16 protein-coding genes, 1 pseudogene and 1 riboswitch are annotated in these 20,012 nt (G+C 67.0%); of the genes and pseudogenes, 12 read left to right on the forward strand and 5 right to left on the reverse strand.

The annotated features are described in order from the left end of the window. Window positions 1-28: 28 nt before the first annotated feature. The 8 genes and pseudogenes from CXY80_RS08700 to CXY80_RS08735 all read left to right on the forward strand — a co-directional run. A complete protein-coding gene (locus tag CXY80_RS08700) occupies window positions 29-3,031 on the forward strand; it encodes a Na+/H+ antiporter subunit A (protein ID WP_104132255.1) in 3,003 nt (1,000 codons plus the stop codon). After that, the gene (locus tag CXY80_RS08705; RefSeq protein ID WP_092449639.1) at window positions 3,028-3,552 is read left to right on the forward strand and encodes a sodium:proton antiporter; all 525 of its coding nucleotides are present in this window, start codon (window positions 3,028-3,030) and stop codon (window positions 3,550-3,552) included. The genes CXY80_RS08700 and CXY80_RS08705 overlap by 4 nt, the downstream gene beginning before the upstream one ends. Further along, on the forward strand, window positions 3,549-5,156 hold the full coding sequence (locus tag CXY80_RS08710; protein WP_104132256.1) for a Na+/H+ antiporter subunit D: 1,608 nt from the start codon (window positions 3,549-3,551) through the stop codon (window positions 5,154-5,156). The genes CXY80_RS08705 and CXY80_RS08710 overlap by 4 nt, the downstream gene beginning before the upstream one ends. Next, entirely contained in the window at window positions 5,153-5,740 is a 588-nt protein-coding gene (locus CXY80_RS08715; protein ID WP_104132257.1) for a Na+/H+ antiporter subunit E, read from the forward strand. Before CXY80_RS08710 ends, CXY80_RS08715 begins: the two co-directional genes overlap by 4 nt. Then, complete coding sequence (locus tag CXY80_RS08720; RefSeq protein ID WP_233195173.1) at window positions 5,737-6,006, forward strand: monovalent cation/H+ antiporter complex subunit F; 270 nt, start codon at window positions 5,737-5,739, stop codon at window positions 6,004-6,006. The genes CXY80_RS08715 and CXY80_RS08720 overlap by 4 nt, the downstream gene beginning before the upstream one ends. Beyond that, on the forward strand, window positions 6,003-6,347 hold the full coding sequence (mnhG, locus tag CXY80_RS08725; protein ID WP_092449645.1) for a monovalent cation/H(+) antiporter subunit G: 345 nt from the start codon (window positions 6,003-6,005) through the stop codon (window positions 6,345-6,347). The genes CXY80_RS08720 and mnhG overlap by 4 nt, the downstream gene beginning before the upstream one ends. A gap of 154 nt (window positions 6,348-6,501) precedes the next feature. Continuing rightward, window positions 6,502-6,590, forward strand: a riboswitch (ZMP/ZTP riboswitch). A gap of 21 nt (window positions 6,591-6,611) precedes the next feature. Further along, a complete protein-coding gene (gene glyA / locus CXY80_RS08730; RefSeq protein WP_304466172.1) occupies window positions 6,612-7,904 on the forward strand; it encodes a serine hydroxymethyltransferase in 1,293 nt (430 codons plus the stop codon). Between the two features lie 225 nt (window positions 7,905-8,129). Then, window positions 8,130-9,031: pseudogene (locus CXY80_RS08735) on the forward strand (bifunctional methylenetetrahydrofolate dehydrogenase/methenyltetrahydrofolate cyclohydrolase); the annotation flags it as partial. A 163-nt stretch (window positions 9,032-9,194) separates the two neighbouring features. Here CXY80_RS08735 and CXY80_RS08740 read toward each other — a convergent pair. The 3 genes from CXY80_RS08740 to araB form a co-directional block, all read right to left on the reverse strand. Continuing rightward, window positions 9,195-9,737 carry a gamma carbonic anhydrase family protein gene (locus tag CXY80_RS08740; protein WP_092449650.1) on the reverse strand — a complete coding sequence of 181 codons (543 nt, stop codon included), beginning with the start codon at window positions 9,735-9,737 and terminating at the stop codon, window positions 9,195-9,197. Window positions 9,738-10,095: 358 nt separating this feature from the next. After that, a complete protein-coding gene (araA, locus tag CXY80_RS08745) occupies window positions 10,096-11,613 on the reverse strand; it encodes an L-arabinose isomerase (protein ID WP_104132258.1) in 1,518 nt (505 codons plus the stop codon). A gap of 66 nt (window positions 11,614-11,679) precedes the next feature. Beyond that, window positions 11,680-13,383 carry a ribulokinase gene (araB, locus tag CXY80_RS08750; RefSeq protein WP_104132259.1) on the reverse strand — a complete coding sequence of 568 codons (1,704 nt, stop codon included), beginning with the start codon at window positions 13,381-13,383 and terminating at the stop codon, window positions 11,680-11,682. Between the two features lie 250 nt (window positions 13,384-13,633). Here araB and CXY80_RS08755 point away from each other — a divergent pair, with 250 nt between their 5' ends. Then, entirely contained in the window at window positions 13,634-14,680 is a 1,047-nt protein-coding gene (locus CXY80_RS08755; RefSeq protein WP_369828665.1) for a LacI family DNA-binding transcriptional regulator, read from the forward strand. Here the strand turns inward: CXY80_RS08755 and galK are convergent. Beyond that, window positions 14,673-15,845, reverse strand: coding sequence for a galactokinase (gene galK, locus CXY80_RS08760; protein ID WP_104132261.1), 1,173 nt, complete (start codon window positions 15,843-15,845; stop codon window positions 14,673-14,675). The genes CXY80_RS08755 and galK overlap by 8 nt on opposite strands. Next, complete coding sequence (gene galT / locus CXY80_RS08765) at window positions 15,842-17,020, reverse strand: galactose-1-phosphate uridylyltransferase (RefSeq protein WP_092449660.1); 1,179 nt, start codon at window positions 17,018-17,020, stop codon at window positions 15,842-15,844. Before galT ends, galK begins: the two co-directional genes overlap by 4 nt. Window positions 17,021-17,105: 85 nt before the next feature. Between galT and CXY80_RS08770 the strand changes: the two genes are divergently transcribed. Genes CXY80_RS08770 through CXY80_RS08780 form a run of 3 tightly spaced genes read left to right on the forward strand, consistent with a single transcriptional unit; the run spans window position 17,106 to window position 19,986 of the window. Beyond that, the gene (locus CXY80_RS08770) at window positions 17,106-17,960 is read left to right on the forward strand and encodes a DeoR/GlpR family DNA-binding transcription regulator (protein WP_104132262.1); all 855 of its coding nucleotides are present in this window, start codon (window positions 17,106-17,108) and stop codon (window positions 17,958-17,960) included. A gap of 9 nt (window positions 17,961-17,969) precedes the next feature. Further along, complete coding sequence (locus CXY80_RS08775; protein ID WP_092449664.1) at window positions 17,970-18,914, forward strand: aldose 1-epimerase family protein; 945 nt, start codon at window positions 17,970-17,972, stop codon at window positions 18,912-18,914. 28 nt (window positions 18,915-18,942) lie between these two features. After that, window positions 18,943-19,986, forward strand: coding sequence for a DMT family transporter (locus CXY80_RS08780; RefSeq protein WP_104132263.1), 1,044 nt, complete (start codon window positions 18,943-18,945; stop codon window positions 19,984-19,986). Window positions 19,987-20,012: the final 26 nt, after the last annotated feature.

Genomic DNA, 20,012 nt, shown 5'->3' on the forward strand with positions numbered 1-20,012 from the left:
ACCCCGACCTGACAAGCCTGGAGGCCGCATGGTTCAATTCCTCCTCGCGTTTGTCGTTCTCTCGGTGCTCACGCCGTGGCTCACCCGGCGCGTCGGCACCCGCGTCTTCTACCTGATCGCCCTGCTGCCGGCCGGAGCGTTTGCGTACACGCTCACCCAGACCGCCACGGTCACCGCGGGTGGGGCCGTGACCCAGTCCATTCCGTGGATTCCGCAGCTCGGCATCAGCCTCTCCTTACGGGTCGATACCCTGGCCTGGCTGCTCGCCCTCGTGGTCACCGGCGTCGGTGCCCTCGTACTGATCTATTGCGCGCGTTACTTTACCGACGACGAACCGAGTCTCGGCCGGTTCGCGGCGCTGCTGCTGGCCTTCGCCGGCACCATGTACGGCCTGGTCACCGCAGACGACCTGGTGATCATGTTCATGTTCTGGGAGATCACCAGCGTGCTCTCCTACCTGCTGATCGGGCATTACACCCATAAACGGGAGAGTCGCGGCGCTGCCCTGCAAGCCCTGATCGTGACGACCTTCGGCGGCCTGGTCATGCTCGTGGGCGTCGTGATGATCTCGGTCGCCTCCGGCACCACGAGCCTGGCCTATATCGTCGCCAACCCGGTGACCAGCACGATGGGTACCTGGGCGATTCTGCTCATCCTGGTCGGGGCGCTCTCCAAGAGTGCGCTCGTGCCGTTCCACTTCTGGCTGCCCGCCGCGATGGCCGCACCCACCCCGGTCAGCGCCTATCTGCACGCCGCCGCGATGGTCAAGGCCGGCATCTACATCGTCGCCCGGCTCGCTCCCGGCTACGCCGACAGCGCTGGCTGGCTGCCGGTGCTGGTCACGCTTGGCGTCTGGACCATGGTCGTCGGGGCCTGGCGTGCGCTGCGCCAGTACGACCTCAAGCTGCTGCTCGCCTATGGCACGGTCAGCCAGCTCGGCTTTCTCATGATCGCGATCGGATTCAATACCCGCGACACCGCGCTCGCCGGGGCCGCCCTGCTGCTCGCGCACGCCCTCTACAAGGCCACCCTCTTTCTCGTCGTCGGCGTGATCGACCACCGCGCCGGCACCCGGGACTGGCGCAAACTGAGCGGCGTCGGCCGCAGCGCCCCGGCGCTCGCGCTGATCGCGCTCGTTGCCGTCGCGTCGATGGCCGGGCTGCCCCCGTTGTTCGGTTTCGTCGCCAAGGAAGCCGTCTTCACCTCGCTGTTCGATGCCGGCGTCGGGGGATCCGGCTGGGGCTACGCGGCCCTCATCGGCACGGCCGTTGGATCCGTGCTGACGGTGGCCTACAGCATCCGTTTCTTCTGGGGTGCGTTTGGAACGCGCAGGGAACAGCCGGACACCGTGCTGCACGCGAGCCCGTGGGACACCCTGCTCGCCCCCGGCGTGCTCACCGTCGCGACGATTGGACTCGGCCTGTTCGCCGCGCTGCTCGACCCGCTGCTCGCGCCCTACGCCGACACCGTGCCGGGCGCTGGCAGCATCACCGAGCCGCCTTACCATCTCGCGCTCTGGCACGGGTTCGAGCCGGCGCTGTATCTCAGCGCCGTCGTTCTACTGCTCGGTGCGCTGCTGTTCCGGGCGCGCCGAGGAGTGTCGAAATTGCAGGCGAAGGTGCCCGACGTTATCGACGCCAGCCGCGGCTATGGTAAGGCCATCCGCAGTGTCGACCGGGTCGCCGCCCGGGTCACCCACTTCGCCCAGCAGGGCGGGCTGCCGCAGTACCTCGGCACGATTCTCAGCGTGTTCGTGGTCGCCCTCGGCTTCGCAGCGTTCGTCAACCGTACCTGGCCCGGAACGATCGTGCTCTGGGACTATCCAGGCCAGGTATTGATTGCCCTGATCATGGCCATTTGCGCGGTGATGGCGGCTCGGGTCGGGCAGCGGATGACCGCGGTCATCCTCGCCGGCGTCACCGGCTACGGCCTCGTCGCCCTGTTCGCCTTTCATGGTGCGCCCGACCTCGCCCTGACCCAGGCCCTGGTCGAATCGATCACCCTGGTGATCTTCGTGCTCGTGCTGCGCCGCCTGCCGGCGAACATCGCCCAGCACAACAAACCGGTGCGCCGCAAACGCCGCCTGCTGATCGGCAGCCTGGTCGGCCTGGTCATGGGCACGATCGGTTTCATCGCCCTCGGCGCCCGCGACTTTGCGAGCATCGCCGGAGCCCTGCCGCGCCTCTCGGTCGACGACGGGCACGGCGACAATATCGTCAACGTGATGCTCGTCGACATTCGCGCCTGGGACACCATGGGCGAGGTGTCCGTGCTCATCGTCGTCGCGACCGGTGTCGCGAGCCTGCTGTTCGTCTCCGGCCGCTACTCGGTCCTGCCGCGCCTGAAGGAATCCCGCAGCCTGCGCGCGGGCGCCAACCGGCGCCGCATCGTGGCCGACCCGGAGCTGTCCAGCGAGGGGCACGCCGTCACCCGGCAGGCGTTCCTGCTCGCCGGGCGCAAGAACGACCCGCGCAACCGGTCGATCCTGATCGAAGTGCTCGTGCGATTGCTGTTCCACCCGGCCATGATCGTGTCGATCTACCTGCTCTTCGCCGGCCACAACCTGCCCGGCGGCGGTTTCGCTGGCGGGCTGCTCGCCGGCCTCGCCCTGGTGGCTCGCTACCTTGCCGGGGGGCGTTACGAACTCAGCGAAGCCGCACCGATCGACCCGGGCAAGATCCTCGGCCTCGGCGTCATCCTCGCCGTGGGCATGGCTGTCGTCTCGCTGTTCTTCGACGGGATCCCCCTCGAATCGGCCTACTTCACCGCCACAGTGCCCGTACTCGGTGACCTGTCCTTTGGCACCTCGACCATCTTCGATATCGGCGTCTACCTCGTCGTGATCGGCCTGACCTACGACATTCTGCGCAGCCTCGGCAGCGAGATCGATCGGCAGAGCGAGAACGACGAAATCGGCCCGCGGCCCGCGCCCGATGACACAGCTGCCCCGGCCGAGCCCTCGACCGACACGGCTGCAGGGCTGAACATCCATCCCCTGCACGAGATCCCGAACGGAGGAGGCACGCGATGAGCGCCTCCCTCACCCTCGTCATCGTCATGGCCGTCATGTACGCGGCCGGCGTCTACGTCATGCTCGAACGCAGCCTTACCCGGGTGCTGATCGGATTTCTGCTGGTCGGCAACGCCACCAACCTGCTCATCTTCATCATGAGCGGACGTCCCGGCAGCTCGCCGATCGTCACCGGCACGAGCGTTCAGGACATGGTCGACCCGATTCCGCAGGTGCTCATGCTCACCGCGATCGTGATCAACTTCGGCATCACCGCGCTGCTGCTCGCCCTCATCTACCGGTCCTGGTGGCTGGCCCAGCTCGGCGACGAGGGCGACACCCTTACCGACGAGCACGCCACCGAAAGTGCCGGCGACGCCGACGCCACCTTCCGTTCCTCCTCCGACGATGACGACGCCATCGCCGAGTCCATCGACGAGTTCGAGCGCGGCGACGGCGCCACCAGCGATGAAGACACGTCGAAAGCGGATGCTGCCGGCCGCGCCGGCGCATCCGCTTCAGACGAGAGGAACGCGCGATGACCGCCCTGGTTCCCCTGATCGTCTGCCTGCCGCTGCTCGGTGCGGCGGTCGCCCTGATGCTCGGCCAGCGCCGCCGCCTGCAGGTTCTCGTGAGCGTTCTCAGCCTCGGGGCGGCGACCGTGATGAGCGCCGTACTGCTGGTCCTGGTCGACCGGCACGGACCGGCCGTGGTGCAGGTCGGCGGCTGGGACGCGCCGTGGGGCATCGTGCTCGTCGTCGACCGACTGTCGGCGATCATGCTGCTCATCTCGGCGCTCATGCTGCTCGGCGTGCTGCTGTTCGCCGTCGGCCAGGGCATCATCGACGGTGACCTCGAAACGCCGGTCTCGATCTTTCACCCGACCTACCTCGTGCTGGCCGCCGGCCTGTTCAACGCCTTCGTCGCCGGCGACCTGTTCACCATGTACGTCGGTTTCGAGATGCTGCTCTCGGCCAGCTATGTGCTGCTGACCCTTGGCGGTACGGGAGCGCGCATCCGGGTGGGTATCACCTACATCGTGGTGAGCCTGGTGTCGTCCCTGCTGTTCCTCAGCGCGATCGCCCTCATCTACGGCGCCACCGGCACGGTCACCCTCGCCCTCATCGCCGAGCGGATGCCCGATCTCCCCGCCGATATTCAGCTGATTCTCGGTCTGTTGCTGCTGATCGCCTTCGGGGTGAAGGCCGCGGTCTTTCCGATGTCGTTCTGGCTGCCGGACTCCTACCCGACCGCGCCCGCCCCGGTCACGGCGGTCTTCGCCGGGCTGCTCACCAAGGTCGGGGTGTACGCGATTCTGCGCACCCAGACGTTGTTCTTTCCCGACAATCAGTTCTCGACGCCGCTCATGGTCGTCGCCGCGCTGACCCTGCTGGTGGGCATTTTGGGCGCGCTCGCCCAGGCCGATGTCAAACGGCTGCTGTCGTTCACCCTGGTCAGTCACATCGGCTACATGCTGTTCGGGATCGCGATCGGCACCCCGCTCGCCATCGCCGCGACCATCTTCTACGTCGTGCACCACATCACCGTGCAGACGACCCTGTTTCTGGCCGCCGGGCTGATCGATCGGGTCGGCGGAACCACCTCGCTGTCGCGGCTCGGCGGGCTGCTGAAATCGTCGCCGCTGGTGGCCATTTTGTTCTTTCTCGGCGCGCTCAACCTCGGCGGAATCCCGCCGTTCTCCGGTTTTCTCGGCAAGATCGCCCTGTTTCAGGCCGGCACGATCGTGGCCGACCCGCTCATCTACGTGCTGATCGGGGTCGGCGCGCTCACCTCGCTGCTGACTCTCTACGCCCTCGCCCGGGCTTGGAACCTGGCGTTCTGGCGGCCGAAGAAACAGGTGAAGGACTACACCTCGTCAATGTCGGCGCAGCTCGTGGAAGACCCGCAGGACGCTGGGCTCGTGCTGAAGAAGACGATCTCGCCGCTCATGGTCGGCGCGACCACCTCCATGCTCGTGCTGACACTGGGGCTGACGGTGTTCGCCGGGCCGATCTTCGCCCTGGCCACCCGGGCTGCCGCCAATATCAGCTCGCCGTCGACCTACATTGATGCCGTGTTCCCGAACGGTACCGGTTCAATCGAAGATAGCAACGTGGGCACCAACTTCGAGGAGGGTTCCCGATGACCACGCCGCGCGAACGGCGGGGCGCCGTCGGCAACCAGATTCCGCCGTTGATCGCCCTGATCGTGCTGTGGATGCTGCTCTGGGGCGAATTCTCCTGGCTCAATCTGCTCGTCGCGCTCGTCGTTGGCATCGTCGTTACCGTGGCGTTTTATCTGGTGCCGGTGCAGCTGAGTGGGCGGCTGCATCCGCTGCACACCGTCGTATTCTTCGTGCGACTGATCCTGGACATTGTGCGCGCCTCGATCGACGTGTCCTGGCTGGCCGTGAAGCCGCGGCTGGTCACGTCGAACGCCATTCTGGAGATTCGACTGCGCACCCGCAGCGACCTCATTCTCACCTGGACCGCCGTGGCCACGTCGATCGTTCCCGGCTCGATCGTGGTCGACATCGACCGGGAATCGTCGATCCTCTACCTGCACGTGCTCAATATGCAGAGCGCTCGCGATATCGAGAGTTTTCGCCGCCGGGTGCTGGACACCGAGCGACGCATCGTGCGCGGGTTCGGCTCAAGCGAAGACGTTGAACGGATGCGCGGGGTGCGGCCCGCAGATCGGCGCGCATCTCGCCTGAAGGGAACCTCATGATGTTGCAGATTGTGGCCGTCGTCGCGTCGATCATGTTCGCGGTCGGCGCGCTCCTGGCCGTCTACCGTATCGTCGTCGGCCCGAGCGTGCTGGACCGGGTCATCGCCTCCGATGTGCTGGTCGCGACGATCATTTGCGCCCTCGCCGCGGAGATGGCGCTCAACCGGCACACCGACACCCTGCCGGTGCTGCTCGTGCTGGCGCTGTTCGCGGTGCTCGGATCGCTCAGCGTCGCCCGCTTTCTGCCGGCCAGGGACAGCGCATGAGCGCCCTGTTGCACGACGTGCTGACGGCTATTCTGGTGCTCGCCGGCGCTGCGATGTGCCTCGCCGCCGGAATAGGGCTGATTCGCTTTCCCGACGTTCTGTCTCGACTGCACGCCGCGACCAAGCCGCAGATCTTCGGGCTCATGGCCGTGACAGCGGATGTCGCGATCAACAATTTCTCGGTCGGCACCGTCACCCTCGTGGTCGCCATCGTGGTGTTTCAGGCGCTGACCGCGCCGATGGCCGCGCACCTCGTGGGTCGGGCCGCCTACGAGACCGAGCACCTGCGGCCCGACCTGCTCATCGTTGACGAGCTGCGCGATCGCCGCGCTGCCCGCTGACCCGGCCCGCTCGCCCCAGCGTGGCTCGCGGCACTCATTAGCGGTCGTGGCGCCCCGAGCTAGCGGTGCCCGCGAGGCTGCCGAGTGCCGCGCGACCGGAGCCGCGCCGACCAGCGCCACGAAAAGACGCGCGCGGCGGCATCCGCTGATATAATGGTCGAGTCGCAACTGGCGTAGCACGAAGATGGGTCACCATTGGGGAGCGACTGACACGGTTAGTGGCCGCACGCCTGGGCCGCAACATCCATATATAAGGAGAACTCCGTGCCTGATTCCGCTACCGTCTTGAAGTCGACCTTCAACGAACCGCTCTCGGTCGTTGACCCCGAGATCGCCGCTGTGCTCGAGCAGGAGCTCGGCCGCCAGCGCGACTACCTCGAAATGATCGCGAGCGAGAACTTCGTTCCGCGCGCCGTGCTGCAGTCGCAGGGCTCCGTGCTCACCAACAAGTACGCCGAGGGCTACCCTGGACGCCGCTACTACGGCGGCTGCGAGTACGTCGACGTCGCCGAGCAGCTCGCCATCGACCGGGCCAAGAGCCTGTTCGGAGCCGCCTACGCGAACGTGCAGCCGCACTCCGGCGCCACAGCGAACGCCGCAGTCCTCTCCGCCATCGCCACCCCCGGCGACACCATCCTCGGTCTCGAGCTGGCCCACGGCGGCCATCTCACCCACGGTATGAAGCTCAACTTCTCCGGCAAGCTGTACAACCCGGTCGCCTATGGAGTCGACCCGGAGACCTTCCGCGTCGACATGAATGTCGTGCGCGACAAGGCACTCGAGAGCAAGCCGAAGGTCATTATCGCCGGCTGGTCTGCCTACCCGCGTCACCTCGACTTCGAAGCTTTCCGCGCCATCGCCGACGAGGTCGGCGCGCTGCTCTGGGTGGATATGGCCCACTTCGCCGGGCTCGTCGCCGCCGGCCTGCACCCCTCGCCCGTGCCCTACGCCGACGTCGTGTCGAGCACCGTGCACAAGACCCTCGCCGGCCCGCGCTCGGGCTTCATCCTCTCGCGGGACATGACCCTGGCCAAGAAACTCAATTCCAACGTGTTCCCCGGCCAGCAGGGCGGCCCGCTGATGCACGTGATCGCCGCCAAGGCGACCGCGTTCAAGCTCGCCGGCGAGCCTGAGTTCAAGGAACGTCAGGAGCGTACCCTGCGCGGTGCCCGAATCCTCGCCGAGCGCCTGACCGCTGATGACTCGCGCGAGCACGGCATCGACGTGCTCACCGGCGGAACCGACGTGCACCTCGTGCTCGCCGACCTACGCCACTCCGAGATCAACGGCCAGCAGGCCGAGGATGCCCTGCACGAGGTGGGCATCACGGTGAACCGCAACTCCGTTCCGTTCGACCCGCGCCCGCCGATGGTCACGTCGGGCCTACGTATCGGCACGCCGGCCCTGGCCACCCGCGGATTCGGCGACGCCGAGTTCACCGAGGTTGCCGACGTCATCGCCGCGGCACTCAAGCCCGGCGCCGACATCGCCGCGCTCCGCACCCGCGTCGGAGCGCTCACGCAGGCGTTCCCGCTGTACTCCGGGCTGGAGCAGTAGCTCCTTCGAGAACGGATGCTGCCGGCCGGCCTGGCCGGCAGCATCCGTCATCTCGTGCCCGCCTGCGAGTGACCAGCGCGATGCACCCCCGCCGCACCTTTGTCCGGGGCCTGGGCCCCGTCCCTGGGCCCACGTTATAACCTGGGCCCGCGAACGGGGCCCGGGCCCCGACCGAGTGACCTGGACGACAATACCGATCTGAACCACAACAGTAGGGAACCGCAAATGACGGCAATCACACTCGACGGCGTCAAGACCGCGTCTGATATCAAGGCTGAGCTTCGCGATCGCATCGTGGCTCTGCGCGCGCACGGTGTCGTGCCCGGACTGGCCACCCTGCTGGTCGGCAATGATCCCGGCTCAAAGACCTACGTCGCCGGCAAGCACAGCGACTGCGCCGAGGTTGGCATCGAATCGATTCGCATCGACCTGCCCGGCTCGGCGACCAGTGCCGACGTGCGTGCCGCCATCAAGGATCTTAACAACAGCCGCGAGGTGACCGGCTACATCATTCAGCTGCCGCTTCCGGTCGGCCACAACGAGAACGCGATGCTCGAACTGATCGATCCGTCGAAGGATGCCGACGGCCTGCACCCGACCAACCTCGGGCGTTTGGTGCTCGGGATCGAGGGCGAACTGCGCTCCCCGCTGCCGTGCACCCCGGCCGGAATCGTCGAGCTGCTGCGCCGCTACGACGTGCCGATCGTGGGCAAGAAGGTCGTCGTGGTCGGTCGCGGCCTCACCGTCGGTCGCCCGCTTGGCCTGCTGTTCACCCGCAAGGGCCTCGATGCGACCGTCACCCTGACGCACTCGCGGACCGTCGACCTCGCCGGTGAGGTGCGCCGTGCCGATATCGTCGTGGCCGCAGTCGGAGTGCCGCACCTGATCCAGGCCGACTGGATCAAGCCGGGCGCCGCCGTCCTGGACGTGGGAATCACCCGCGTGCACAACGAAGTCACCGGCAAAGGCCGTCTGACCGGTGACGTACATCCCGATGTTGCCGCGGTCGCCGGGCACCTGTCGCCGAATCCGCGTGGCGTCGGCCCGATGACCCGCGCGATGCTGGTCTCGAACGTGGTCAAGGCCGCCGAGCAGTCGCTGCTCGCGTAGCGGCGCGGCCACGAGGCTCGGCGGGCCGCGGTGAACGCTGCCCGCGTAGCGACTCTGCCGACGGTTCGGCCGGCCGTAGCTAACGACGGTGAGTTTCGCTACACGCCGTTGCCGTCGTGCGCCTCGTACGGCGCGTCGCCTATTTACCGGCAGTAGCGGCCGCGCGGGGCATCCGTTTTGTTACGGCTGGGCGAGGGCGGCGCGGTGCAACTCGGTGTGTTCCAAATAGTTCTGCGCATTGTGACGGATGCTGTCGATCTCGTCGTCGGTCAGCGGGCGTCGAACCTTGGCGGGAACGCCGGCCACGAGGGATCCGGGCGGCACCACGGTTCCGCCGAGCACGACGGCTCCGGCAGCGACGAGGGATCCGGTGCCGATGACGGCGCCGTTGAGAATGGTCGCGGACATACCGACCAGTACATTGTCTTCGATCGTGCAGCCGTGCAGCACGGCGCCGTGCCCGACCGAGACGCCGGTGCCGAGGGTGAGCGGAAAGTCGGTGTCGACGTGGCAGGAGACGTTGTCCTGCAGGTTCGAGCCGGCCCCGATCGTGATCGGCTCCAGTTCGGCGCGCAGCACGGAGTTGTACCACACGCTGGCCCGGTCGGCGAGGGTGACATTGCCCACGATCACCGCGCCCGGAGCGACGAACGCGCTCTCGGCGATGCTCGGGGCCGGCGTATTCGGCAGGACGATGATTCGGGCGGCGCTGTCAGCAGTCATACGCGTCAGCCTAGCCCGGGGCGGCGAGGCGGCGAGGCGGCGAGGCAGTGAGACTGCGAGGCAGGCAGCGGGGAGTGGGAGCGGCCGGGCAGGCAGTGCGGCAGGGGGGGCGGCGAGAGAGCGGGGCAGCGGGGGCGGCCGGGTACCAAGGCAGGCGGGGCCGGGAGGCGCAGCGGCAGGGAGGCAGCGAGCCCGTGCGGTGAGCCGGCGACCGGCAGCGGCCCGCGCTCGTCGCAACGCGCAGGCGGCCCGCCCCGGAATTGGGGAGGCCGATCGCGAGGGCCGCTGGCGGCCGANGGGAGGCCGATCGCGAGGGCCGCTGGCGGCCGAGTTCGGGACCGAACTCGGCCCGGCGGGATCAGATGCCCTGCGCCAGCCGATAGTAGGCCTGGTTCCAGCGCACCTCGCGGGTGAAGTCGCGCAGGGTGGTGGACTTGTCGATCACGAGGAGCTCCGTGCGCGCGATCTCGGCGAAGTCCTGGAAGGCATCGATGCCGACGGCCGTCGACATGACGGTGTGGTGGGCGGCGCCGGCGGTTAGCCAGGCTGCGGCTGAGGTGGCGAAGTCGGGCTCCGGACGCCAGACGGCGCGACCGACCGGGAGTTTCGGGAGTGCCTCGGTGGGCTCGACCACCTCGACGACGTTCGCGATGAGACGGAACCGGTCGCGCATGTCGCTCATCGCGACCACGACCGCGGTGCCGGGGGCAGCGTTGAAGACGAGGCGTACGGGATCCTCGCGGCCACCGATGCCGAGCGGGTGGATCTCGAGGGTCGGCTTCTCGGTCGCCAGCGCCGGGTTGACCTCGAGCATGTGAGCGCCGAGGATGAGTTCGGCCCCGGGGGTGAGGTCGTAGGTGTAATCCTCCATGAGGCTCGCGCCGCCGGGGAGACCGGCGCCCATTACATTGGCCACGCGCACGAGGATGGCCGTCTTCCAGTCGCCCTCCCCGGCGAAGCCGTAGCCCTGCTCCATCAGTCGTTGCACGGCAAGGCCGGGCAGCTGGCGAAGCGCGCCGAGGTCTTCGAAGCTCGTGGTGAAGGCGCTGAAGCCGCCGGCCTCGAGAAAGGACTTGAGCCCGATCTCGATCGCGGCGCCGTAGCGGAGCGACTCGTGGCGTTCGCCGCCGGTGCGCAATTCGGGAACGACGTCGTAGCGCTCTTCATACTCGGCGATCAGGGCGGTGATCTCGGCATCCGTTGCCGCGTGCACTGCCTCGGCGAGTTCATTGACCGGCCAGGTGTTCACCTGCACCCCGAAGCGCAATTCGGCCTCGGTCTTGTCGCCCTCGGTGACGGCGACGTAGCGCATGTTGTCGCCGAACCGGGCGAGTTTCATGCTGCGGCTCGCCGCCCAGCCGGCGGCAGCGCGGGTCCAGGTGCCGATGGTGCGAGTCACGGCCGGGTTGGAGACGTGGCCGACGACGGTCTTGCGGGATACCCCGAGCCGGGTCTGGATATAGCCGAACTCACGGTCGCCGTGGGCGGCCTGGTTGAGGTTCATGAAGTCGAAGTCGATCTCGCTCCAGGGCAGCTCCACGTTGGCCTGAGTGTGCAGGTGCAGCAGCGGTTTGGTCAGAGCGTCGAGCCCGGAGATCCACATCTTCGCGGGCGAGAAGGTGTGCATCCAGGCGATCAGGCCGATCACCGCGTCGTCGGAGTTCGCGTCGAGTGCCGCCCGGCGGATCGATTCGGAGTCCTTGAGCACCGGTTTCCACACGATTTTCACCGGGATATCGCTGGTCGCGCCGAGCGCGTCGGCGATGGCTCTGGACTGATCGGCGACCTGCCGCAGCGTCTCCTCGCCGTAGAGGTTCTGGCTGCCGGTGAGAAACCAGACTTCTACGTGATCGAGGGTCGTGGTGAGAGAAGGCATGGGTTGAGTGCTCCTTGTGCTGCTAGCGGTTGAAGTGTGAGGTGATTGCGGCGTCGAGGCAGGTGGTCACGCCGCCGCGCCGGCGTCGCGTTTGAGGCCCTTGAGCCGGTGCATGACGTCGTTTGCGCCGCGGCCGAAGTAGTCGTGCAGCAGAGAATACTCGGCGAAGAGCTGGTCGTAGGCCGTGGCCGACTCGGCATCGGGCGTGTACACGTTCTGGTTGAGCTTGCCCATGGCCTCGCCCGCCGCGCGCACGTCCGGATACGCGCCGGCGGCCACGGCGGCGTGGATGGCGGAGCCGAGTGCAGGCCCCTGCTCGCTGTCAATCGTGGAGATGGGCATCCGCAGAATGTCACTGTAGGTCTGCATGAGGAACGCATTCTTGAGCAGTCCGCCGGCCACGATGAACTCGGTCACCGGCACTCCGCTGGCGTTGAAAGTTTCCACGATGGTGCGGGCGCCGAACGCCGTGGCTTCGAGCAGGGCGCGGTAGACCTCCTCCGGTCGGGTGGTGAGCGTCGTGCCGAGCACGAGGCCGGAGAGCTCATGGTCCACGAGTACCGAACGGTTGCCGCTGTGCCAGTCGAGGGCGATCAGGCCGTGCCCGCCGACCGGCTGGTCCTTGATCAGTTCGGTCAGATACTGGTGCACGCTCAGGCCCGCAGCCTCCGCCGCGGCAAAGTACCGTTCGGGAACCTGGTTGTTGACATACCAGGCGAAGATGTCGCCCACGCCGGACTGGCCGGCTTCGTACCCGTACAGCCCGGAGACGATGCCACCGTCAACGACGCCGCACATGCCGGGTACCTCGGCGAGTCGATCCGAATTCATGACGTGGCAGGTGCTCGTGCCCATAATGGCTACCATCTGGCCTGGGTTCACGGCGCGCGCGGCCGGTGCCGTGACGTGCGCATCGACGTTGCCGACGCTGACGTGAATACCCTCGGGTAGTCCCGTCCAGGCCGCGGCTTCGGCCGTGAGGGTGCCGGCGGATGCTCCCAGTTGGCCGATCTCGTGGGTCACCTTGTCGAGGGCGAACCGGGAGAAAGCCGGATTGAGCGCCCCGAGAAATTCCTCACTCGGGTACTCGCCGTCCTGCAAGATTCCCTTGTAGCCGGCGGTGCAGGCGTTGCGCACATACCGGCCGGTGAGCTGCCAGACGATCCAGTCCGCGGCCTCGACCCAGTGGTCCATGCGCTCGTATAACTCGGGATCTTCCTCGAGGAGCTGCAATCCCTTGGCGAATTCCCATTCGCTGGAGATGAGCCCACCATAGCGGGGCAGCCAGCTTTCGTCGCACGAGGTAGCGAGATCGTTGATGCGGTCGGCCTGGGGCTGCGCAGAATGGTGCTTCCACAGCTTGACGTAGGCGTGCGGACGGTCGGCGTACTCCGGCAGCTCGTTGAGCGGGGTACCGTCGGTGATGACCGGAACCATCGTGCAGGCGGTGAAATCGGTGCCGATGCCGATGACCCGGGCCGGGTCGATTCCCGCACTGGCTAGTGCTGCCGGAACGGCGCTCTTCAGCACGGCAACGTAGTCCTGGGGAACCTGCAGGGCCCACTCCGGTGGCAGCTTCGCGCCCGTAGCCTGGAGGGTGGTGTCCATGACCGCGTGGGGATAGTCGAGCACGGCCGAGCCGAGTTCGGCGCCGTCCGAGACGCGCACGACGACCGCGCGGCCGGATAGTGTTCCGTAATCGATGCCGATGACGTAGGACTCGGTCCCGGCTGGTGCGTCTGCGCGCGATTGCTCTGCGGTCGTGCTCACTGATCGACTCCCTTGGCGGCATGCGGATGCGATCGGTCACGTGCGCGAGATACTCGCCGTCGATGACCGATCACGATTACTGAATGTTAGCGCACTATCACTTCCTGTCAATTGACAATTTCTACCCTGGTTTCGCTGATCGACAATTGGTCAGAGGACTGTTCGGCTTGGTTTTCGAGCCCTTCTGACGCTATTCATGGTGCGCTAACATGGGGCGACCGGGGTTGTCGCCTCGGAGGGGAGGAGTCGCATGGCTAGGGAACCTCGGCCGCGCGGTCAGAGCGTACGCATGATCGACGTTGCGAAACTCGCCGGGGTGTCACAACAAACCGTCTCCCGGGTCGTCAACGGGCACAGCAACGTGGGCGCCGAGGTGCGGGACCGCGTCGAACGGGCCATTGCGCAGTTGCGGTACAACCGCAATTGGGCCGCACATGCCCTGGCCACGAACCGATCCATGAATCTGGGTGTGGTGTCCCATTCCCTTCCAGTGCACGGTTCCGCCCTGGTGCTCTTCGGTGTTGCCGAAGAGGCGCGGCGCAACGGCTATACGACCAGTCTGGTGACCATTCCCCGGGTCGATTCGGCCGGCATCCGTACCGCGCTCGATACGCTCGTCGCCGATGCGGTCGATGGGATCATCGTGCTCGCGCCGATGACGGCCGCCGCCCCGGTATTGCTGGGGCTGGATCCCGAGGTGGCGATCGTACGGTTCGAGCAGGGTTCACCCGCGAGTTCGACGGCGGTGTCGATGGACGATGCGCTGGGAGCACAGCTGGCGACCCGGCACCTGCTTGATCTGGGGCACGACACGGTCTGGCACGTCGGCGGGCCACCCGGCTGGATGGCTTCGGAGGCACGGCGCGCCGGATGGCTGTCCGAACTCGCGCGGCGCCACCGAACGGTCAATCCCGAGTTCTGCACCGAGGATTGGACAGCCGATTCCGGCTACCGGGCCGGAGTGGCCATTGCCGAGGATCCCACGATCACCGCGGTCCTGGTGGCCAACGACGCGATGGCGCTCGGAGTCATTAAAGCCCTCACCGAACGAGGGATCGACGTGCCCGGCGACGTGAGCGTCGTCGGCTTCGATGACATGAGCGAGGCCCGCTATTTTCAACCTGGCCTCACGACCGTTCGGCTCGACTTCAACGAGGTCGGCCGGCTGGCGGTGGACCGGGTGCTGCGGCTGATGGGCGGCGAGCCCGCGGAGCTGATCCCGGTCATCCAGCCGGTCCTGGTGGTGCGCGACAGCACCGCGGCGCCGGGTCAGCGCCGCGCTCGTTCCGCTAGTTGAGCGGACTGCCGTCGCGGGCGGCTCCATCGGCGGCGTGCACCACGAACAGGTCGGGGGTGGTGAAGCCGTGGGCGGCGAAGGCGGCGAGAACGGCGGCCTGTACGGCGGGCACGAATTCAGTCGGAGTCAGGGCGATGGCCGCGCCGCCGAAACCGCCACCGGTCATGCGCGCACCGATCGCGCCGGCCGCCCGTGCGGTGACCACGGCGAGGTCGAGCTCCGGCGCTGAAATCTCGAAGTCGTCCCGCATCGACCGGTGCGAGGCATCGAGCAGATCGCCGATCGCGGCGCATCCGCTCACTCGCAGGGTCTGCACGGTGTCGAGTACGCGCTGATTCTCGGTGACGATGTGGCGCACCCGGCGAAAGGTTTCGTCGTCGAGCAGCGCCTGCGCTCGGGGGAGATCGTCGACGCTGAGATCGCGCAGGGCGGGCACCCCCATGATGCGGGCGCCGGCCTCGCAGGACGCGCGGCGCGCGGCGTAACCGCCCGTTGCGTGCGAGTGGCTGACCCGGGTGTCGATGATCAGCAGTTCCAGGCCGGCCGGGTTGAGTCCGAGCGGGATCACCTCGGCCGCGAGGCTCCGGCAGTCCAGAAACACGGCCGCGTCGACCTGGCCGAGCAGTGACGCCGACTGGTCCATGATGCCTGTTGGGGCGCCCACGACGCGGTTCTCGGCGAGCTGGCCGACCCGTGCCAGGGTCGGCCGATCGAGGTTCAGGCCCCAGACCTCGTTGAGGGCGACCGCGACGGCGCATTCGAGCGCGGCCGATGAGGAGAGTCCGGCCCCGACCGGCACATCGGAGTCGACATAGATGTCGAACCCCGGCAGAACAGCGAGGTCTGCTCCGAACTGTCCCAGCGCCCAGGCTACGCCGAGCGGGTAGGCCGACCAGCCGTTCAGGTTTTCGAGAACCAGTTCGTCGAGCGACACAGCGACGGTCTCGGCGGCGAAAGAACTGGCCACGCGAATAACCCGGTCGGTCCTCGTCGCCAGCGCAACGACGGTGCGCCGGTCGATGGCGAGAGGCAGCACGAATCCGTCGTTGTAATCGGTGTGCTCACCGATCAGATTCACTCGACCGGGCGCCGACCACAGTCCGGTCGCGGTGCGATTGAAGCGGTTCGCGAAGTCGGCCTGGGCGGCGCGATCCAGATCATTCACGAGGGTGTTCCGTCAGTTTCGTTGGCAGCGTCCGCCTCGGCGGCTCGCGCGACGGCTGCGCGAATCGTGGCCGCGGCATCCTCTGGAGTGACATCGCCGATCCAAGCACCCATCGCTGCCTCCGAGCCAGCGAGGAACTTGAGCTTGTCCTCGGCACGCCTCGGGCTGGTCAGCTGAAGCATTAGACGGATGTCCGTGCGATGCACCCGAACCGGTGCTTGATGCCAGGCGGCGATATAGGGAGTCGGGGTTGAGTAGATCGCATCGATGCCGCGCAGCAGCCGACGGTACAACACGGCCAGCTCGTCGCGTTCGGCGAGGGTGGTCTCTGCAAAGTCGGGTACCTGGCGGTGCGGAAGCATGTGCACTTCGATGGGCCAGCGCGCGGCGAACGGCACGAACGCGGTCCAGTGTTCGCCGCGGAGAATCACCCGGTCGCTGGCCTGTTCGCTGGCCAGAATATCGGCGAACAGGGTGGGCCCATAGCTCTCGAGCGAGTCGGCCAGGCGCTGCGTTCGGGGGGTGACGTAGGGGTAGGAGTAGATCTGGCCGTGCGGATGCCGCAGGGTCACCCCGATCTGCTCGCCTCTATTCTCAAACGGGAATACTTGTTCAATACCCGGCAGCTGCGACAGTACGTGGGTGCGTTCGGCCCAGGCTTCGATCACGGTTCGAGCTCTGGTTGCCGACAGGCTCGCAAAGGATCCCTCGTTTTCGGGGCTGAAGCAGACCACTTCGCAGCGGCCGACGGACCGGCGGGTGCGACCGATACCGATGCGGTCGAGATCGGCCAGATCCGTGGGAGCATCCGCTACCAGTGGACCAAACGACGGGGACTTGTTCTCAAACACGGCTACGTCGTAATTGCTCGGGATCTCCGACGCATTACCTGGCGACTGCGGTGCGAGCGGGTCTTGCGTGGCCGGCGGGAGGAAAACCCGGTTTTGGCGGTTGGCGGCGATCGAGACCCATTCCCCGGTGAGGGGGTCCTGACGCATCGTCGCGGTGGTCGCGCGTTCGCTGGGCTCCCGCAGATCGGGGGCGCGATCGGGCGACAAGGTGGTGTTGGGGTCGTCGAAATAGATAAGGTCGCGACCGTCGGCCAGGGTGCTGGATTGCCGGGCTATGGTCTCGTCGACGACAAAGTGGGGGAGGCGGGGCTTTGAGTTCGTCATGGCACTGCCACAATATCAAATTTGCGCAAGCGAAACCATAATATTTCGTATTGAAAAGTAAAAATAAGTAAGTGATACTGGGGGAATGATCGAGAACGACGAGACGCGCAGCCCGCTACCCGATCCACTTCCCGCACACGTTCGTCGGGAGCAAGCACAGCAACTCGTTGACGAACGCGGGTTTGTGCGGGTGAGCGAGCTGCGCAGCGCCTTTGGCATTTCCGGTGTGACCGCCAGGGCCGACCTCGATGCCCTCGAGCTTCAGGGTGGCGTGCGGCGCGTACACGGCGGAGCGGTGCCGGCCCAGTCCCCGGGCGCGGGTCAACGGGCCGAACGTGAGCCCTCGTTCGAGGAGGCGCTCGGAGCATCCGTTGTTCCTAAACAGCAGATTGCCCAGATCGCGGCTGCCCTCGTGCAGAGCGGGCAGAGCGTGATTCTTGACGTCGGCACGACAACCCACGCCATCGCCCGCGCCCTGGTTGCGCGAGAAGACCTGCACGACGTGGTCATCATCACCAATGGGCTCAGCATCGCCCTCGAACTGGAAAAGGCCATCCCCCGATTTACCGTGATCGTCACCGGCGGGTCGCTGAGGCCGCTGCAGCACTCCCTGGTCGATCCGCTCGCCGGCCTGGTGCTGAGCCAGATTCACGCGGACCTGGCCTTTATCGGTTGCAACGGCGTCGATCTGGACGGCGGCGTGACCAACATCAACCTCCCAGAGGCGGGGGTCAAGGCGCTCATGCTCGCCGCGGCGGAGCGGGTGATCGTCGTGGCTGATCGTTCCAAGCTCGGCCAGGTGCACCTCGGTCGGGTCGGCCCGCTGAGCGCTTTCCACACCCTGATTACCGATGCCGCTGCCGACGCTGGAGCACTGAAAGCGCTGCGCGAGGGCGGGCTCTGCGTTTTGCTCGCCCAAGCGGCGCAGCCGCGGCCATAGGCTGATCGGATGCGCGCACCCACCGGAATTCAATATGACCTGACCCTGCAGACACCGAGCGGAACGACCCGAGCGGTCGTGACGGAGGTGGCGGCCGGTCTGCGGGCATATTCCGTGAATGGCATAGACCTGGTCGAGACCTTCGACGAGTTCGTGCAGCCACCGATGGCAGCCGGAATCGTCCTCGTGCCCTGGCCCAACCGCATTCGTGACGGTCAGTGGACTCAGAACGGCATCAAACGTCAACTGGCGCTCACCGAGCCGACCCGGCAGAACGCCATCCACGGGCTGCTGCGTTTTGCCGCCTATCGTGAACTGTCCCGGCAGAGCGACTCGGTGACGCTCGGCGCCACCGTCTTCCCCCAGTCCGGCTATCCGTTCCACCTCGAGACCGAGGTGACCTACGCCCTCACCGCCGAGGGCCTGAACGTGACGCACCGGGTGACCAACGTTGGCGCCGAGGCCGCGCCGGTGGCCGTGGGGGCGCATCCGTATCTGAAAATTGGCGACGTACCGACCGGCGACCTCGTCGTGAGAGTGGATGCCGCGACCCACCTCGACGTGGACGACCGCCTCAACCCGACCGGCGAGACCCCGGTCGACGACACCCGGTTTGACCTTCGCGCGGGCATCGCGGTCGGCGACCTCGATCTTGACGATGGGTTTGGCGGGGTTGGAAGTGCTGGCGAACACACCCTCACCGCAGCGGATGGCCGCCGCGTCACCCTCTGGGGCGACGAGAACATGCGCTACGTGCAGGTGTTCACACCGCGCATCTTTCCGGTGAGCACCGCCGGCGCCGAGCCGATTCGCGGCCAGGCGATCGCCATCGAACCCATGACGGCGCCCGCCGATGCCTTCAATTCCGGTGCGGGCCTGCACTGGCTGGAGCCGGGGGAGCAGTGGGTCGTGCGCTGGGGCATCCGTCCTACCGGGTTTGACCTGTCGGCCTAACGCGGATGTCGCCGAGCAGCATTGCCCCATGATCACAGTCTTTAACCGACGTACGCGCCTGCCGCACGCTCTCGGGCGGTACCGCGTCGACCTCGTGCTGCTGCTCGTGGCCGCGGTCTGGGGTGGCAGCTATCTGAGCGCGAAGGTGCTCACCGAGCAGGCGAGCGTGTCGGCCGTGCTCGCCCTGCGGTTTCTGGTGGCGGCCCTGGCACTGCTGATCGTCTGGGTCGTGCGGCGCGAACGGCTTCCAACGCGGCGAGCGCTCGGGCTAGGGCTGCTCCTCGGGGTGACGCAGGCGAGCATCCTGTGGCTGGAAACTCAGGGAGTCGCGTTCACCTCCGCCACGAATGCCGGGCTCATCATCAGCCTCACCATCATCGTCACACCGGTGCTGGAGTCGGTCGCGGCCCGGCGCTGGCTGCCGCGCCCGTTCTTTGTGGCCGCGGTGCTCGCGGTCGTCGGCGTCGCCCTGCTGGTCTCGGGCAACGGATTCGCCGAGCCGAATGTGGGCGACTTGCTCATTCTGGCGGCGGCACTCGTGCGATCCCTGCACGTGACCATGATGGGCCACCTCACTCGCGGCCGGAGCGACAGCACCATCACCCTTACCCTGCTCCAGGCGCTCGTCGGCGCGGTCGTGTTCACGGCATTCGACGTTGCCGGACTGGTCGCGGCGATTTCGACTTTTGATGTAGCCGCCTGGATCGGCGTGCTCTACCTGGGCCTGGCCTGCAGCGTGTTCGCGTTTCTGGCCCAGATGTGGGCGATTCGCCGCACCTCGGCGGCCAGGGCCAGCCTGCTCATGGGCACCGAACCGATCTGGGCGGTGCTCGTGGGAGTGTCGCTCGGCAGCGAAACACTCGGCCTGGTGGGCGCTCTCGGGGCGATCCTCATCATTGCCGGAACCTTCTGGGGCCAGCGCATCGAGGCCGGTCACCGGATGAGCGCGGCGCGCCCGAACCAGCCCGACGTCGGGGGCCCCGGTTGCTCGCCGAGCCGTGAGTTTCGGCCCGATTCCGGCGGCAAAGTCAAGTGGTCAGGGCAACGCGGGGGTTTTTGCTTCGAGAAGTAGCTGGTTGAGGCGGTAGGCGGGGGTTT

This window comes from Cryobacterium sp. M91 (assembly GCF_002929615.1).
In the GTDB taxonomy this organism is placed as follows: domain Bacteria; phylum Actinomycetota; class Actinomycetes; order Actinomycetales; family Microbacteriaceae; genus Cryobacterium; species Cryobacterium levicorallinum.